Here is a 16,717-nt window from a genome sequence, read left to right as displayed (position 1 = left end):
ATCGGCTGCGCGCTGGTCCGCGCACCTTCCGGGGAGGGGCGGCGACTCGATCCCAGGCACGAGTTTCATCGGTAATATTTGCTATCGATTTGCGTCGAATGGCGCATCGCGTCAAAATTATATATAATAATATCAATTTATTAAGAACAATTGCCAGAACGGTATTTATTGCTATCATTTGCGTACAAAGATTTTGGGGAGGACCGTTCGTGATGAAACGGGCACTTGGGATCACCATTTCGGCGGCCGCACTCGCCGTCGCGCAATCCGCCGTGGCACAGCAGGCGGATCAGCCGCCCTCCGGTGGCGGGGCGCAAATACCCGACGTGATCGTCACCGCGCAGAAACGCAGCGAGCGGTTGCAGGACGTGCCGATCGCGGTGACGGCGATCACGGCCGAGGCGATCCAGAACCGGCGCACGCTCGATCTCGTCGATCTGTCGAACCAGGCGCCGGGACTACAGATCAAATCGGATGACAATGGCGCCAATCCGCGCATCTTCATCCGCGGCGTCGGCGTCAACGATTTCAATCCGGCGACTAACAGCGCGGTCGGTATCTACGCCGATGGCGTCTATGTCGGCTCGCCGCTGGCGCAGCGGCTGGCGTTCTTCGATCTGCAACAGGTGGAGGTGCTGCGCGGGCCGCAGGGCACGCTCTATGGCCGCAACACCACTGGCGGCGCGATCAACGTCACCAGCCGCCTGCCCGGCAACGAGCCGGAGGCGGATCTGTCGGCCGAATATGGTCGGTTCAATTCTGTCAACGTGCAGGGCGGCGTCAGTGTACCGCTAATCGTCGACAAGTTATCCATTCGCCTCGCGGGATTATATCAACGCGACGACGGCTACACGCTAAACCGCCTAACCAACCATTTTGGAAACAACACTAATCGCTGGGCAGTGCGCGGCACGCTTCATTTCACGCCGAGCGCCAATGTTACCGACAATCTGGTGATCAGCACGGGGCGTTCGACGGGGGGGTCTATATGGGCCTATAATCGATCGCTTCAGCCGCAGACGGCGGCGGCGACGGGGCCGGACGGGCTTTGCCTGCCGGCCTATTACACGTCGGGCCAGTGCACCAACTTCATGGGCTACGCCAACACCAGCACGAATCTCTACCAGGGCGATTACGGCTTCGAGGGCAAGGACCGGGTGAACCTGTTCACCGTTTCGAACACGCTGACGGTTGATCTTGGGGCGGTGTCGATCGTGTCGGTCACGGGTTATCAGCATGCCAACCGCAACGATCAGGAAGATACCGACGCAAGCCCGATCCCGGTGATCACCGCCAGCTATATCGCGCGACAGAACACGTTCAGCCAGGAATTGCGCCTGCAATCGAACGGCCACACCCCGCTGCGCTACGTGGTCGGCGCATATTACGCGCACGATTATCTCAACAACAATTCGGCCTATAACGTGCTGCCGCTGGTGCAGGAGATGATAGCGACGCCGGACAATCCGACCGGCACCGATCTGGTGGATGGCATCGGGCTATTCGGCTGGCCGCTGACGCAGAAGGTCGACAGTTATGCCGCGTTCGGCCAGCTCGATTACGATCTGACCGAGCAACTGACGCTGACCGGCGGCTTGCGCTATTCCGCCGATCACAAGGATTTCCATTACGTCAGCCAGGCCGCGAACGGCCTGGTGCCGATCTTCACCTTTGACGGGGCGAAGACGTTCGAATCCGTAACCGGCAAGGTCGGCCTGCAATATCGCCTGTCCCCAACCGCGAATATCTATGCGAGCTATAATCGCGGGGCGAAGAGCGGTGGCTTCTTCAGCGGGCAGACCGGCAACCCGGCCGATCTCGGCCCGTATAAGGACGAAACGGTCAACGCCTATGAAGTCGGCGCCAAGACCGAGCTGCTTGGCCGCACGCTGCGCGCCAATGTCTCGGCCTTTTATTATGATTACAAGAACTTGCAGGTCTATACGACGGTGGAGGACGGCGCGATCACCCGCCAGCTTTTCACCAACGCTTCGGCAGCGAAAATCTACGGCGGCGAACTGGAGCTGGAGGCGACGCCGACCCGCGGGCTGACGGTTTCGCTCAACGCGGCCTATCTCCACGCTACGTACAGCGACTTCATATCGGCCGGGAACGACTATTCGGGTAACACGCTTCCCTCCGCGCCGAAGATCAGCATTCAGGGCGCGATCGACTGGCAGCATCAAACGCCGCTCGGCACGCTCGTCGCCAACACCAGCATGTCGTTCCGCAGCAAGGTGTTCTTCGACACCTCGAACGCCGCGCGGCTGGGGGATCAGGCGCGCGCTTTCGTCGATGCACGGCTCGGGCTTCGCGTCGCGCGGGACAAGCTGGAGATCGGCGTGTGGGGCAAGAACATCTTCAACGAGGTGAACATCTCCGACATGACGCCGATCCCGACGCTGGGCTTCGACGTGTTCAGCGTCGGGCCGCCGCGCACTTACGGCCTCTATCTGAAGGCACGTTATTGACATGACGGGCGCGGCGACGGCGGGCGAAGGCGCCGACGGCCGCGTGTGGCTCGGCCCGCGCCCGGCCACGATCGAGATCGCGGCCACATTGTTCGCCGGCGTTACGGGAATCATGTTCGCCGGGGTTGGCCCGTTACTGCTCGGCGCACTCGAGCACGCCGGACGGCTGAGCGCGCCGCAGATCGGGCAGGCGGGAACGATCGAACTGCTGACCATGGGGATCGCCGCCGGCCTGACCGGCGCACTGCTCGGCACGCAGCGGTTGCGCCCGTTGACCATTGCATGCGGCTTGCTGATGGCGCTGTTCAACAGTGCGACCTTGTGGTGCGACGGCTGGGCGCTGGTGGCGGTGCGCGGACTGAATGGGTTGCCTAGCGGCGCGCTGATCTGGCTGATGACCGCGATGATCGTCCGCGCGCCGCGCCCGGAGCGCTGGGCGGCGATCTATCTGACGGTGCAGACGCTGGCGCAATTCGTCGTCGTCGCGACGCTCGGCCCGTGGGTGGTGCGCCCCTATGGCGCGGACGGGGGTTTCGCGGTGCTGGCGGCGATGGGCGTCCTGACCGCCTTCGCCGGCTTCGCGGTGCCGCGCATGTTCACGCCATTGCCGGTCGCCACCGACGAGCCGAGCGGTATCCCCACGCCGCGCGGACTGGCGGCGCTGGCGGGAGTATTCTGTTTCAACGCCGCGATCCTGGCGGTGTGGATCTATGTCGAGCCATTGTCGCGGCAGGCCGGGCATCCTGCCGGAACGGCCGATCTGGCGCTGTCGCTTTCGCTCGCGGCGCAGGTGACGGGCGGGACACTCGCCACTTTCCTCGCCGGGCGAATGCGCTGGTTGCCGGCGTTGCTCGGATCGCAGGCGGCGATGGCGGCGCTGATGCTGCTGTTCGCGCAATTGCCTGGATCAGGCGTGTTCCTGCTCGCTTCCGCATTGTTCGGTGGCCTGTGGATGTTTGCAGCGCCGCTGCTCACCCCGCTGGCGATCGAGGCGGATCCGACGCGTCGTGCCGCGGTGTTCGGCTCGGGTGCTGCACTGCTCGGGTGCAGCGCGGGGCCGTTTTTCGCTTCGCTGGCGGTGAGTGACGCCGATGTGCGCGGCTGCGCGATGCTGGGCGCGGGGCTGATGGCGGCGGCGATCGCGATCGTTCTCGCGGTTCATTTGACACGCCGTCCTGTCGTGCTCACCCCTGCCTCATGACCATTGCGGAAACCCTTCCACGCGCGCGCAAGCCACGCGCCAAGCGCCCCCCGCTCGCCACCAAGCTGCGCCCCCGGCAGGCGCGCGGGCAGGATACGTTCGAGCTGATCCTCGAAACCGCGGGGCAATTGCTGGAGCGGGTGGGGTTCGAACAGCTCACCACCAATTTGATCTGTCAGGCGGCAGGGCTCTCGCCGCCCGCGCTCTATCGCTATTTCCCGAACAAATATGCGGTGCTCAAGGAACTGGGCGACCGGCTGATGCGCGCGCAGGATGATGAGGTGATGGCGTGGGTCGATGCAGGCGGCCTGCTCGGCGACACCGTGGAGGAGCGGCTGGCCAAGAGCCTCGCGATCCACGAACGGATGGCGACGATCCAGCGCGAGTTTCCCGGTGGCAGCGCGATCGGCCGCGCGCTGCGCGCGGTGCCGGTGTTGCAGGATCTGCGCTTCCGATCGCGCGACATGGTGGCGGCGCATTTTCTGAAACATATGCGGGAGATGTACCCCGCCACCGATCCGCGCCGGCTGGAGGTCGTCACGCGCATGACGGTCGAACTGAGCTACGCGGCGACCGAGATGGTGGTCGAGGAGCCCGATCGCGACGCCGATATCATCAACAGGGAAGTATGCCTGCTGTTCGCGCACTATTTCGCGAGCTTCAGCTAGGCGCCGGAACGGAGAAGCGGGCGGATGGAGTGGAATAACTGGTCGGGAAGCGTCAATGCGCGGCCGCAGGCGATCACCGCCCCGCGCGACGAGGCGGAACTGCGCGCCGCGATCCTTTCGGCAAACAAGGTGCGCGTGCGCGGCGCGGGCCATTCGTTCATGCCATTGTGCGCGACCGAAGGCACCCTGCTCGACATGCGCGATTATCGCGCGACGATCGAGATCGCGTCCGATCGCCGCAGCGTGTGGGCGCCTGCCGGGTGGAGCCTCGCCCGGCTCACCGAAGCCTTGTGGGCGGAGGGGCTGTCGCTGATCAATCAGGGCGATATCAACCCGCAATCGCTCGCCGGGGCGACCGCGACCGGCACGCACGGCACCGGCGCCGAACTCGGCAGCCTGTCGACACAGGTGATCGGCTTCGAGCTGATGTTGGCCGACGGCTCGCTTATCCAGTGTGACGAGGCGACGCATCCCGATCTCTATCAGGCGCAGCGGCTGTCGCTCGGGCTGTTCGGCGTGGCGACGCGCATTCGCGTCAACGTGCTCCCGGCTTATTATCTGGAGGAGCGGATCGAGAGCCGCCCGCTCGGTGAAGTCGCCGAACGCTGGGCGGAACTGGGAAGCGCGACCCGGCATTTCGAGTTTTTCGTTTTCCCTTATGCCGATCGCGTGATCTTCAAGACGCTCCACCCGGTCGAGGGGCCGGGTGACTTGCACCGCAGCACCGATATCGATGAGCGCCCGTTCCGCATCGCGTGCGAGATCGGGCGTTCGATGCCGTTCGCGATTCCGTCGTTGCAACGGCTGATGATGCGGCTGAGCAGCAAGTCGACGCGCCGGGTCGGGCCGGCGTGGAGCATCTTCCCGGCCGATCGCACCATCCGGTTCGAGGAAATGGAATATGAACTGCCCCGCGCGGATGGCATGCCCACCCTGCTGGAGGCGATCGGCTATATCCGGCGGAAGCGGCTGCCGGTCGCCTTTCCGTTCGAATTTCGGCTGGTGGCGGGCGACGATATCTGGATGAGCCCGTTCAATCGCGGCGCGGGCGCGTCGGTGTCGTTCCACCAATATGCGCGCATGCCGTGGCGCGATCTGTTCGCCGAGATCGAGCCGGTGCTGCGCGGCGCCAACGGCCGCCCGCATTGGGCCAAGCGCCACACATTGCGCACCGCGGATGTCCAGGCGCTCTATCCCCGAACGGGGGACTTTCTGAAGGTCCGCGCCGAGGTTGATCCCGGTGCCAAATTCGTCAACGCCGATCTGGCGCAGCTGTTCGGCATCGCGCCCGGCCAATCGAGGTGAATCGCATGACCGACGAGGAACTCCACCGCCATCTGGTCGGCCGGCAGGGATCGCGGCGCGATCTCAACACGCCGGTGCTGGTGATCGACCGCGATGCGCTGGATCGCAACATCGCGCGCATGGCCGATTTCGCTGCCGCGAACGGCCTGAAGCTGCGCCCCCATGCCAAGACGCACAAAAGCGCCGATGTCGCGCGGCGCCAGATCGCGGCCGGGGCGCTGGGGCAATGTTGCGCCAAGCTTGGCGAGGCGGAGGCGCTGGCGGATGCGGGGATAGCGGGGCTGTTGATCACCTCGCCGGTCGTCTCTGCGCCTGGGATCGAGCGGCTGGTGGCGCTCAACGAACGCGCGACCGGGCTGATGTGTGTGGCGGACAACCCGCATGTCGCGCGTGCCATCGCGGCGGCGGTAACGGCGCGTGGAGGTCGGCCGTTGACCCTGCTGATCGATATCGACCCCGGCATCCACCGCACCGGCGTCGCCAGCCCGGAAACCGCCGTGGAACTCTATCGCGCGATCGCCGCCGAACCCGCGCTCGTTTACGGCGGCGTGCAATATTATTGTGGCTCGCAACAGCATATCGAGAGCTTCGCGGAGCGCGAGGCGGCGATCCGTGATCGCGCAGATTACCTGCGCTCCGTCCTCGCCGCGCTGGAGGCGGCCGGGGGGAAACCGCCGATCGTCTCGGGCGGCGGCACCGGCACGCATCGCATCGATGCGACGCTCAACCTGTTCACCGAGCTTCAGGTCGGCTCGTACATCTACATGGACGACCAATATCGCGTCTGTGCGCTGACGCCGGTGGAGGGGGAAATCCCGTTCGAAACCGCGCTGCTGATCGACACGCGCGTCATCAGCGCCAATTCGCCGGGGCTGGTGACGGTGGACGCTGGACTGAAATCGATGGCGACCGACGCCAAGCCGCCGTTGCTGGCCGGTGGCGCGGCGGCGGGCACGGTCTATTTCTTCATGGGCGACGAGCAGGGCGCCTTGGTTCATCCGGCGGGTACGCTGCCGGCGCTAGGCGATACGGTGACGCTGGGCGCGCCGCATTGCGACCCGACAGTCAACCTCTATGATTTCTATCATGTGGTGAGCGACAACACGCTCGTCGATATCTGGCCGGTCAGCGCGCGTGGCCGATCGCGCTGAGCGCGCCGTTACTATTCCGGTGGATGAGGCAGATACGATCCCATAACCTCAGGGCATGGCAATAGCTCGTATCTGACTTGGGCCTGGCGCCCGCAAAGAGGGAAGATGCGTTTCCATTCGGAGACCAGGCGTGCAGATTCAAACCCCCTATCTTCTGTATCTCGGCAGCGCGACCGATCCGCTCGCCGTAAAGACGGCGCGCGGGGTCGCGCATTGGCGGCCGGAATCGTCCGTCGGCCAGATGAGCGGTGCTGACTGCACGGTCGATATCGGGCTGGATGAGCTGACGTTCGATCAGGCGGTGGCGCGCGGCGCGAAGACCTTCCTGATCGGCATGGCCAATGCGGGCGGCTTCATGTCGCCGGAAACCGCCGATGCCGCGCTCGCCGCGATCGACGCGGGCATGAACGTCGCGTCCGGCCTGCACGAGCGGCTTTCCTCGCATCCCGCGATCGCCGAAGCGGCGGCGCGGCGCAATGTTCAGCTTTTCGACGTGCGCGTGCCGCCGGAACGGCTGAAGACCGGCACCGGCATTCCGCGTGCGGGCAAGCGCTTGCTGGCGGTCGGCACCGATTGTTCGGTCGGCAAAATGTATTCGACGCTCGCGCTGGAAAAGGAACTTCTTGCACGCGATGTGCGGGCCGATTTCCGCGCGACCGGGCAAACCGGCATCCTGATTGCCGGCGGCGGCATGCCGATCGACGCCGTGGTGGCCGATTTCATCGCCGGGTCGGTCGAGGAATTGTCGCCGGATCGCAATGACGGCGGCTGGGATCTGATCGAGGGGCAGGGCTCGCTGTTCCATCCCGCTTATGCCGGGGTGTCGCTTGGCCTGCTGCACGGTGCGCAGCCCGATGCGCTGATGCTGTGCCATGAGGTGGGGCGCACCCGGATGCGGCATCTGCCGGGGCATGCGGTGCCGACGCTCGAAGATTGCCTTGCGCGCAATCTTGAGGCGGCGCGGCTCACCAACCCCGATGTGATCGCGGTCGGTGTGTCGCTCAACACATCGGCGCTTGATGCCGAGGCGGCGCTTCGTGCGTGCGCCGAGGTGGAGGACCGGCTGGGCCTGCCGTGTCAGGATGCAGTGGCGCACGGGCTGGGTCGCGTGGCGGAAAGGTTGATCGAATGCTTCGCACCGTCCATTCCCGCATAGAAAATTGGCCGCTCAAGGCGCCGTTCCGCATCGCGCGCGGCGTCAGGACCGCGTCGGCGCTCGTAACCGTGGAGATCGGTGAGGGCGGCGTGACTGGGCGCGGCGAGGGCGTGCCCTCCGCCCGTTATGGCGAGGATGTCGCGTCGGTCACCGCGCAGATCGAGGCGGTGACGGGGGCGATCGCCCAAGGCGCGACGCGCGATGAACTGCGCGGGCTGTTGCCCGCCGGATCGGCGCGCTGCGCGCTGGATTGCGCCTTGTGGGATCTGGAAGCAGGGCTGGGCAAAGTCGTGCTCGAACCGCTCCATCCGATCACTACGGCGCTGACGGTGAGCATCGATACGCCCGACGGCATGGCCGACGCGGCGCGGAAGCTGGGTGACGCGGCGCTCGTCAAGGTGAAGGTCAACGGCGAACAGCCCGAGGCTTGCCTGCGTGCGGTGCGCGCCGAGGTGCCGAACGCGACGCTGATCGTCGATGCGAACGAGAGCTGGACAATGGCGCAGGTCGAACGCCTCCAGCCGGTGTTGGCCGAGTTGCGGATCGCGATGCTGGAGCAGCCGCTGCAGGCCGGCGCGGACGATGCGCTGCACGGCTTCACCGCGCTGGTGCCGATCTGTGCCGACGAATCCTGCCACGTAACCGCCGATCTCGATCGCCTGCGCGACCGCTATTCGATGGTCAATGTCAAGCTCGACAAGACGGGCGGGTTGACCGAGGCGCTCGATCTGCTGGTCCGCGCACGGGGCATGGGGCTCGGCGTGATGGTGGGGTGCATGGTCGGTACGTCGCTGTCCATGGCGCCGGCGTTTCACGTCGCCCAGCGCGCCGACTTCGCGGATCTCGACGGGCCATGGCTGATGCGGGAGGATCGACCGGGGGGCCTGGGCTTCGCGGCGGATGGCAGGCTTACGCCTCCCGCGACGGGCTTCTGGGGAACCGGGATGGACGGGCGCGCGGCGCTTGAGATGGAATTCGAGCGCAGAACGAACTAGGGTCCGCCCTACCCGATGAGCCAGAACGATCCCGCCCGCGTGACGCAATTGCTCAGCCTGCGCCATATCGAGGTGTTTCACGCAATCTATTCGAACGGCTCGGCCAGCGCGGCGGCGCTGGTGCTCAACGTGTCGCAACCCTCGATCAGCAAGACGTTGCGCCATGCCGAGGATCGGCTGGGGTTTGCTCTGTTCCATCGCGTAAAGGGCCGCCTCTCGCCGACCGACAAGGCGCATATCCTGTTCGCCGAGATCGACGAGATTTACGAGAAGATCACTTCGCTCCAGCGATCGGCTCGCAATCTGGGGGCCAGCGCGGAAACGTTGAAGGTTTCCGCGCTTCCCAGTTTCGGGCTGGATTTCCTGCCGCGCGCGGTGGCCGGCTTTCGCGCGGTCGAACCACATGCCCGGTTCGAACTGGGGACGCTCCACTCCGCGGACATATTGCGCCGGCTTCAGAGCCGCGATTGCGACATCATGATCGGCTGCGAGGCGCCAATGCATCCGCAACTGGCCTGTCAGGAAATCGGGTCGGGGCAAATAGTCGTGCTGCACAAGCCAGGCGCGCTGGGGGACGGGCGCGCGGTGATGGACCAGGAAAATCTGCGACGGCACCAATTGATCGGCATGTCGCCCGATAGCGGCCCCCTTGCGCGGATATTCCATCAGGAAGTGGTGCGGCGTGAGATCAATCTGGATGGCGGTCTGACCGTCGACACGATGTATATCGGCGCGGTGCTCGCGCGGTTCGGCACCGGGCTGGCGGTGATCGACGATCTCTCCGCGCCGGCGTTTCTGGGGGAGGGGCTGGCCTCGTCGCCATTCGAGCCGCCGATCGATTACAAGATTTATGCCGTCCACCTCGCGGACGCGCCACTATCGCGCATCGCCGTGCGCTTCGTGAAGATGTTGCGGGCGATGCTCGCGGCGTCCTGATCGGCGAATCGCGCTCCTTTCTGTTGCCGCTGCGTCGTATCGCCTTATTGGTTAGGGTTCGAAGTGATCGATTCGAAACCGGCCGCAACGCGCAACAGCGCCGGCTCATATGAGGTGAGAGGATATGACGGACGTCGCGCTTGAAATGCAGGTGATCGCCGAGGGGCTGCAATTCCCGGAAGGCCCGATCGCGATGGCGGATGGATCGGTGCTGGTGGTCGAGATCAAACGCGGGACGCTGACGCGGGTCGGCGCGGATGGCGTCGCGACGGTGATCGCCGAACTCGGCGGCGGCCCCAACGGCGCGGCGCTGGGGCCGGATGGTGCGGTTTATGTGTGCAACAATGGCGGCTTCACCTGGCATGAGATCGCCGGCGCGCTGATCCCGGATGGCACGCCGGACGATTATGCCGGCGGCTCGATCCAGCGCGTCGATCTGACGACGGGCGCGGTTTCGACGCTCTATGCGGCGTGCGACGGACGGCCATTGCGCGGGCCGAACGATCTGGTCTTCGATGGCCATGGCGGTTTCTGGTTTACCGATCACGGCAAGGCCGATGCGGAGCGCAGCGATCACGGCGCGATCTTCCATGCCCGCGCCGACGGATCGAAAATCACGCGCGTGCTTGATCGGCTGCATGGCCCGAACGGCATCGGCCTGTCGCCCGATGGCGGCACGCTTTACTGGGCCGAGACCCCGACCAGTCGCTTGTGGTCGCGCCGCGTCGTCGGGCCGGGCGAACTGGCGCCTTCGGTCAACCCGCTGGCGCCCGGCGAGCTTGTCCATGCGATGCCCGATTATCGCCTGTTCGACAGCCTGAAGGTGGAAGCCGATGGGCGGGTGTGCGTCGGCACGCTCGTGCAGGGCGGTATCACCATCGCAGGGGGCGGAAGCGACTTTGAGTTCGTCACCTTCCCAGAGGTTGCGATCACCAACCTCGCCTTCGGCGGCGCGGACTTGCGCGACGTGTGGGCGACCGCGTCAAGCTCCGGCCGGCTCTACAAGCTGCGCTGGCCGCGCGCGGGGCTGCGGCTGGCGCATCAATAAGAATGGCGAAGGGGCGCGATGCGGCAGCGCCCCTTCGCCACATCGGTTATCCCGCGCGCAGCCCGGACGCGGCATGCATCGTATCGCCGAACAGGTTCGACCATTGTTCGGGCGTGAGCGTGATCTTCCGTCCCTTGAGCAGCGAGGGATTCTGGATCGCCGTGCCGGCCTTTACGCCCTCGCGCTCGCCCACCTTCGCGAACCAAGCCGCAAGCGCGGGATAGTCGGTCATCGCGATATCTATCACCGCGATCGCGCGCACCCATGGCCAGCATGCCATATCGGCGATCGAATATTCCGCCCCGCCGACATAGGGCGATTCCGCCAGCCGCGCGTCGAGCACCGTCAACAGACGCCGCGCCTCCTTGCCGTAGCGAGCGAGCGCATAGTCGATATCCTCGGGCGCATAGCGAAAGAAATGGTGCGCCTGACCATGCATCGGGCCGAGACCCGCCATCTGCCACATCAGCCATTCGATCACCTCGCCCCGCGCGCGCGGCGCGGAGATCGGGGGAATGAACTGGCCGTGTTTGTCCGCAAGGTAGATCAGGATCGCGCCTGATTCCATCATCGTCAGCGGGGCACCGCCGTCCGCCGGCGCGTGATCGACGATCGCCGGCAATCGCCCGTTGGGGGAGACGCGGCGAAACTCCGGGGTCAGGTGATCGCCGGCAAGCATGTCGTAACGGATCAGGCGATGCTCGATGCCGGCCTCTTCTAGCAGGATCGACACCTTTTGCCCGTTGGGCGTGGGTACATAGTGCAGGTCAATCATCTCTCTCTCCCTCGCGATGTTTGTCGCGTAACGCATGATCCGTGGCGGGACGGCCCCGAACGCGCGCACGCTGAAATTTGATTGATGAGGCGCGGCCGGACGATCCCGATTCGGCGCCGCGGCCGATTCTTTGCCACCGGCAGAAATCCGCCGAGCCACCAGTGGCTCGTGGACGGTAACACACTGACACCTCTCCATGTTTCTTCGGTAAAATTGTCCTTCTGCGTCGTTTAATGTCAAGTAAATTGACGAATAGGTCGCGAAAAACGTCTGATTATTTGACAAAGTCGTTCGATGTCTTAGCTTTCTAATAGTCCGGCGGAGACCGGGTGAAAATGAGGGAGGGGACGATCATGAGCATTCGTGGTTCGGCAATTGGCGCTTCGCTGCTGGCCTTGGCATTCGCGAACAACGCATCGGCACAAAGCGCCGATCAGGCACCCGTCGCCGCCAGCAATTCCAATCAGGTCGACGACATCATCGTCTCCGCGCAGCGCCGCGAACAGAATTTGCAGGAGGTGGCGGCATCCGTCACCGCGTTCGATTCCGCGAACCTGCAGGCGCAGGCGGTGCAGAACCTGACCGATCTCAATTCGAAGGTGCCAAACGTGGTGCTCGCGCCGGTTGGCGCCTATCCCTATGCCAGCGCCTTCTTCATCCGCGGGCTGGGCTTCGCGGACGTTGAATCGACCTTCGAGCCGGCTGTCGGCGTGGAGATGAATGGCGTTTATCTCGCACGGAACAGCGGCGCGTTGCAGGATTTCTTCGACATCGAATCGGTCGAGATTCTGCGTGGTCCGCAGGGCACGCTTTATGGCCGCAACACGATCGGCGGCGTGGTCAGCGTCCGCACAAAGCGGCCCGGCGATACGTTCGGCGCCGAGGCGCTGCTGACCTTCGGGGATCGTGGCCGGCGCGAGGCACGGGTCGCGATCGAAAGCCCGTTGAACGACGTTTTCGCGGTGCGCGCCTCGATGATGTACAAGAATTACGACGGCTTCAATTATGACGCCACGACCGGCAAGAAGGTCGGCAACAACGAAGTATGGTCGGGCCGCGTCACCCTGGTCGCCAAGCCGACCGACAATCTCCAGGCGACGCTGATCGGCGATTTCGACCGCGAGCGCGGATCGGGCGCGGCGTTCCGCAATGCCTCGCTGCCCGGCAACGTCTATTACAATTTCAGCCCCGATACCGGCACGCCGACGCCCGTGGTTCCGGCGGGTAATTCCGATCCGCGCAATCCCTATGTCGTCTATGGCAACACGCCCCTGTTTGCGAACCTTGATACATGGGGGCTGACGTTCGACGTCGAATATGATCTCGGCGGCGCGAAGCTCACCGCGATCACCGGCTATCGTGAGTTCAAGGATCGCGTGCAGAGCGACTATGACGCCAGCGCGCTCAATTTCTTCGCCGCTTTGCGTGACCAGCGGCACGAACAGTTCAGCCAGGAAGTACGCATTGCCTCCAGCGGCAAGAATTCGCTCGATTACGTGATCGGCGGCTATTTCATGCACCAATCCTATAACATCACGAATACGCAGAGCGGCATCATCTATGGCGGGCTGAGCGTGCCGCAGATCGCCAGCCAGTCGAACAGCGCTTATGCCGCGTTTGGCCAGCTCGACTATCACCTCACCGACGCGCTGACGCTCACCGCCGGCGGGCGCTACAGCTATGAGAAGAAGCGGTTCACCAACCGGCCGCTCTTCTATCCGAACTCGATGACCTATAATGGCGATTGGAGCAATTTCTCGCCCAAGCTGGGTGTGAGCTATCAAATCGATCCCAATGTGCTGGCTTATTTTACCTGGTCGAAGGGCTTCCGCAGCGGCGGTTTCAACGGGCGCGCGGCGAGCTTCACCTCGGCGGGCCCGTACAATGCCGAAACCGTGTCGAGCTTCGAGGGCGGGTTGAAGACCGAGCTGTTCGACAAGCGCGTTCGCTTGAACGTCGCGGGCTTCTCATCGACCTACAGCAATATGCAGGTCGGCACGCAGGGGCTGACCTCCGGCGGGGTGTATGAATCGATCGTCACCAACGCGGCGAAGGCGCGGATCGACGGGATCGAGGCGGAGCTGCAATATGTGCTGGGCGGCGGTTTCCGCCTGAACGCCAACGGCTCGTGGCTCCATGCGCGATTCATCAGCAACTTCACCGATCTGACCAGCGACGGGATCAACAATCCGACCGACAACAAGGATCTGCCGCTCGCCTATGCGCCGAAATGGTCGGGCAGCATGGGCCTGTTCTACGATCACGAGATTTCGTTCGGACGGATGAGCGGGTCGGTGAACGCGGTCTATATGGACGATATCTACACCTCGGGCGGGGTTCTCAACCGTACCAGCAACGTGCAGGTGCGTCCCTCGAACGTCCTGGTCGATGCGACGCTGGGCGTTCAGGCGGATAGCGGCTGGCGCATCGGCGTGTGGGTGAAGAACGCGCTCGACAAGGCGGTGATCAACAATACCTTCGGGTTGGGTGCGTTGGGCAATCTGCGCATCTATTCCGCACCGCGAACCTTTGGCGTCGATCTGGGATACAAATTCTGATGCATGCACCGGTGAACGAGACGGTTGTCCCCACAGCAAGGGATGCCGCGCCCCAGCCGGCGACCCCGCGCGAGCGGCGCTGGGCGCTCGGGCTGCTGCTTGCGGTGTCGACCGTCGCGTTCATCGATCGCACGATCCTCAATACGACCGGGCAGGCCATCAAGACCGATCTGAAGCTGAGCGATCTTCAGCTTGGCCTGCTCGGCGGGACGGCGTTCGCGCTGCTCTATGGCGTGCTCGGCATTCCGGTGGCGCGGCTGGCGGAGCGCTATAACCGCGTCCGCATCATCGCGATCGCGGTGGCGGCGTGGTCGGCGATGACCGCATTGTGCGGCATGGCGAGCGGCTTCCCCGGGCTGTTGCTCGCGCGGATCGGCGTGGGCATCGGTGAGGCGGGGGCAGGGCCGCCGTCGCAATCATTGATCGCGGACTATTTTCCACCCGACCGGCGCGCGTCGGCATTCGGCATCCTCGGGCTGGCCACGCCGATCGGCATAATCGTCGGCGCGATCGGCGGCGCGGTGGTGGCGCAGCATTTCGGATGGCGCGCAGCGTTCCTGATCGTCGGGCTGCCCGGCCTGCTGCTCTCCGCGATCGTCTGGTCCATGTTGCGTGAGGCGCCGCGCGGGCTGGGAGACGGCCATCTCGCCGGAGCGGAAACGCCGCCGCTGGGCGCCGTCGTGCGGTTGCTGGCGGGAAGCCGGGCGTTCCGCAACGTGCTGATGGCCGGGATCGTGGTAAGCTTCGTCGGGTCGTCCGGCATGACCTTCACCCATCCGTTCTTCGTGCGCAGCTTCCCGGTCGGTTATACCGAGGCGGCGATCGCGTTCGCGCTGATGAACAGCGTTTCACTGGCGGGGGGCTATCTGCTGGGCGGCTTCGTGACCGATCGGCTCGGGCGGCGCGACGTGCGCTGGTATGGCTGGATGCCGGGCATCTGCATGATCCTGACCGCGATCACCTATGTGATCGGCTTCTCACAATCGACATGGCTTTGGACGATCGTGCTGCTCACCCCGCCGGGGCTGTTCGCGGGCGTCTATTTCGGCCCGACATTCGCGATCACGCACAATCTGGTCGAGCCGCGGATGCGCGCATCGGCCACCGCGATCATGACGCTGACCACCAGCATGATCGGGATGACGCTGGGGCCGCTGGCGACCGGCTGGCTCAGCGACCTGTACGCCGCGCGCGCCTTCGCCGGCGATTATGCGGTGACCTGTGCCGACGGCAACGCGCTCGCGGCATGCGCCACCGCATCGGCATCCGGGCTGCGCGCGGCGCTGGTGACGGTATGCGCGATGTTCGTCATCGCCGGGTTCAATTTTCTGCGCGCGGCGGGCAGCCTGCCGCGCGAACTGGCGCATATGAAACAAGGCGCTGCTTGATCGATCGGGAGAGCAATCAATGAAGACGATGGGCATCAACCACGTCGCGCTGGTCGCGCGGGACATGGTGGAAACGGTGAAATTCTACACCGAGGTGCTGCAAATGCCGCTGGTAAAGACGGTCGAATTGCCGACCGGCGGGCAGCATTTCTTCTTCGATTGCGGCGGCGGCTCCGCGATAGCCTTCTTCTGGTGGCAGGATGCGCCGCCAGCGGCGCCCGGTGTCGCATCGGTCAAGCAATTCCCTGGAGACGACAAGACCGCGATCGGCTCGATGAACCACCTCGCCTTCCATATGGACGAGGACGAACTGGAGGCGGCGATCGGCCGGTTGCAGCAAGCCGGGGTGAAAGTGATCCCGATGGTCGTCAACCACGACGACAGCGAGACGACCGTCAGCCCGGCGAAGCATGAAGGCGTGTTCGTCCGCTCGGTTTATTTCACCGATCCGAACGGGATCATGATGGAGTTCGCAGCCAACACAAAGGTGTTTGGGCCAGAGGACGTGCGCCATACGCCGGCCAGCGCGGTGATTGCTGGGTAACCGTCGCCGCTGATCTCGCGTGGTTGCGCGTCAGGAGCGATCCTGATGCGCTACCTCGATCGTCACCGGCTCTCCCCAGTCCGTAGCGAACACGCCGCGCAGCGCGGCCATCTCGCGCTTGCCGATGCGTTTTTCGAGCGCGATCGCGAGGCGCTCGACGATCCGATCGGCATCGTCCTTCATCGCCCGTCCCTTGTCGGTCAGGACAACGATCTTCACTCGGCCGTCCGCGGGATCGGGGGCCAGCGCGAAGAACCCCGCTTCGACGAGGCTGGCGATCGTCGAATGCACCGCCTGACGGGAAAGGCGCAGCGCGCGGGCAATATCCGCGGGGCGCGTTTCTCCGCCCAGCACATGCAGGATCACCATCGATTCCGGGCGCGTCACCGGCGCCCAGCCGGCGGCCTTCAGGCTGCGTTGCAGACCTTCATCAAACCATTCAAAGCCTTGAAATAATGGCTTAATAAGGTGAAAATTGGTCTGCAAGCAGTTCCTCCGCAACGATATCGTCCCAACCATTG

At 64.5% G+C, this 16,717-nt stretch carries 14 protein-coding genes; 12 read left to right on the top strand and 2 right to left on the bottom strand.

Features of this window, described 5'->3' with window-relative positions; all coding sequences use genetic code 11:
• The first annotated feature begins 212 nt into the window (after positions 1-212).
• The 9 genes from P0Y64_04365 (at position 213) to P0Y64_04325 (ending at position 10,931) form a co-directional block, all read left to right on the top strand.
• Entirely contained in the window at positions 213-2,471 is a 2,259-nt protein-coding gene (locus P0Y64_04365) for a TonB-dependent receptor (protein WEK44073.1), read from the top strand.
• A 1-nt stretch (position 2,472) separates the two neighbouring features.
• Positions 2,473-3,672 carry a hypothetical protein gene (locus tag P0Y64_04360; protein ID WEK44072.1) on the top strand — a complete coding sequence of 400 codons (1,200 nt, stop codon included), beginning with the start codon at positions 2,473-2,475 and terminating at the stop codon, positions 3,670-3,672.
• Entirely contained in the window at positions 3,669-4,340 is a 672-nt protein-coding gene (locus P0Y64_04355; GenBank protein WEK44071.1) for a helix-turn-helix domain containing protein, read from the top strand. Before P0Y64_04360 ends, P0Y64_04355 begins: the two co-directional genes overlap by 4 nt.
• Positions 4,341-4,364: 24 nt before the next feature.
• Positions 4,365-5,645, top strand: a complete 1,281-nt coding sequence (locus P0Y64_04350; protein ID WEK44070.1) for a D-arabinono-1,4-lactone oxidase — start codon at positions 4,365-4,367, stop codon at positions 5,643-5,645.
• Positions 5,646-5,650: 5 nt separating this feature from the next.
• The gene (locus P0Y64_04345; protein ID WEK44069.1) at positions 5,651-6,796 is read left to right on the top strand and encodes a DSD1 family PLP-dependent enzyme; all 1,146 of its coding nucleotides are present in this window, start codon (positions 5,651-5,653) and stop codon (positions 6,794-6,796) included.
• Between the two features lie 130 nt (positions 6,797-6,926).
• Positions 6,927-7,952 carry a DUF1611 domain-containing protein gene (locus tag P0Y64_04340; GenBank protein WEK44068.1) on the top strand — a complete coding sequence of 342 codons (1,026 nt, stop codon included), beginning with the start codon at positions 6,927-6,929 and terminating at the stop codon, positions 7,950-7,952.
• The gene (locus tag P0Y64_04335; GenBank protein WEK44067.1) at positions 7,925-8,947 is read left to right on the top strand and encodes a dipeptide epimerase; all 1,023 of its coding nucleotides are present in this window, start codon (positions 7,925-7,927) and stop codon (positions 8,945-8,947) included. The genes P0Y64_04340 and P0Y64_04335 overlap by 28 nt, the downstream gene beginning before the upstream one ends.
• Positions 8,948-8,962: 15 nt before the next feature.
• On the top strand, positions 8,963-9,883 hold the full coding sequence (locus tag P0Y64_04330; protein WEK44066.1) for a LysR family transcriptional regulator: 921 nt from the start codon (positions 8,963-8,965) through the stop codon (positions 9,881-9,883).
• Positions 9,884-10,007: 124 nt separating this feature from the next.
• The gene (locus P0Y64_04325; GenBank protein ID WEK44065.1) at positions 10,008-10,931 is read left to right on the top strand and encodes an SMP-30/gluconolactonase/LRE family protein; all 924 of its coding nucleotides are present in this window, start codon (positions 10,008-10,010) and stop codon (positions 10,929-10,931) included.
• A gap of 46 nt (positions 10,932-10,977) precedes the next feature.
• On the opposite strand, the gene P0Y64_04320 is transcribed toward P0Y64_04325, so the two are convergent.
• On the bottom strand, positions 10,978-11,706 hold the full coding sequence (locus tag P0Y64_04320) for a glutathione S-transferase N-terminal domain-containing protein (protein ID WEK44064.1): 729 nt from the start codon (positions 11,704-11,706) through the stop codon (positions 10,978-10,980).
• Positions 11,707-12,059: 353 nt separating this feature from the next.
• On the opposite strand from P0Y64_04320, the gene P0Y64_04315 reads away from it, so the two are divergent.
• From P0Y64_04315 to P0Y64_04305, 3 genes are read left to right on the top strand one after another with little or no spacing between them, the layout of a single operon-like run.
• Positions 12,060-14,264 (top strand): TonB-dependent receptor, encoded by a 2,205-nt coding sequence (locus tag P0Y64_04315; GenBank protein ID WEK44063.1) that lies wholly within the window; start codon positions 12,060-12,062, stop codon positions 14,262-14,264.
• A gap of 11 nt (positions 14,265-14,275) precedes the next feature.
• The gene (locus P0Y64_04310) at positions 14,276-15,652 is read left to right on the top strand and encodes an MFS transporter (GenBank protein ID WEK44062.1); all 1,377 of its coding nucleotides are present in this window, start codon (positions 14,276-14,278) and stop codon (positions 15,650-15,652) included.
• 19 nt (positions 15,653-15,671) lie between these two features.
• Positions 15,672-16,196 carry a VOC family protein gene (locus P0Y64_04305; GenBank protein WEK44061.1) on the top strand — a complete coding sequence of 175 codons (525 nt, stop codon included), beginning with the start codon at positions 15,672-15,674 and terminating at the stop codon, positions 16,194-16,196.
• A 30-nt stretch (positions 16,197-16,226) separates the two neighbouring features.
• On the opposite strand, the gene P0Y64_04300 is transcribed toward P0Y64_04305, so the two are convergent.
• Positions 16,227-16,682: a MarR family transcriptional regulator gene (locus tag P0Y64_04300; protein ID WEK44060.1), complete on the bottom strand. Its 456-nt coding sequence runs from the start codon at positions 16,680-16,682 to the stop codon at positions 16,227-16,229.
• Positions 16,683-16,717: the final 35 nt, after the last annotated feature.

This window comes from Candidatus Sphingomonas colombiensis, assembly GCA_029202845.1.
Lineage (GTDB): Bacteria > Pseudomonadota > Alphaproteobacteria > Sphingomonadales > Sphingomonadaceae > Sphingomonas > Sphingomonas colombiensis.
The sequence above is the reverse complement of the archived record's forward strand: the minus strand, read 5'-3'. Positions and strand labels throughout refer to the sequence as shown.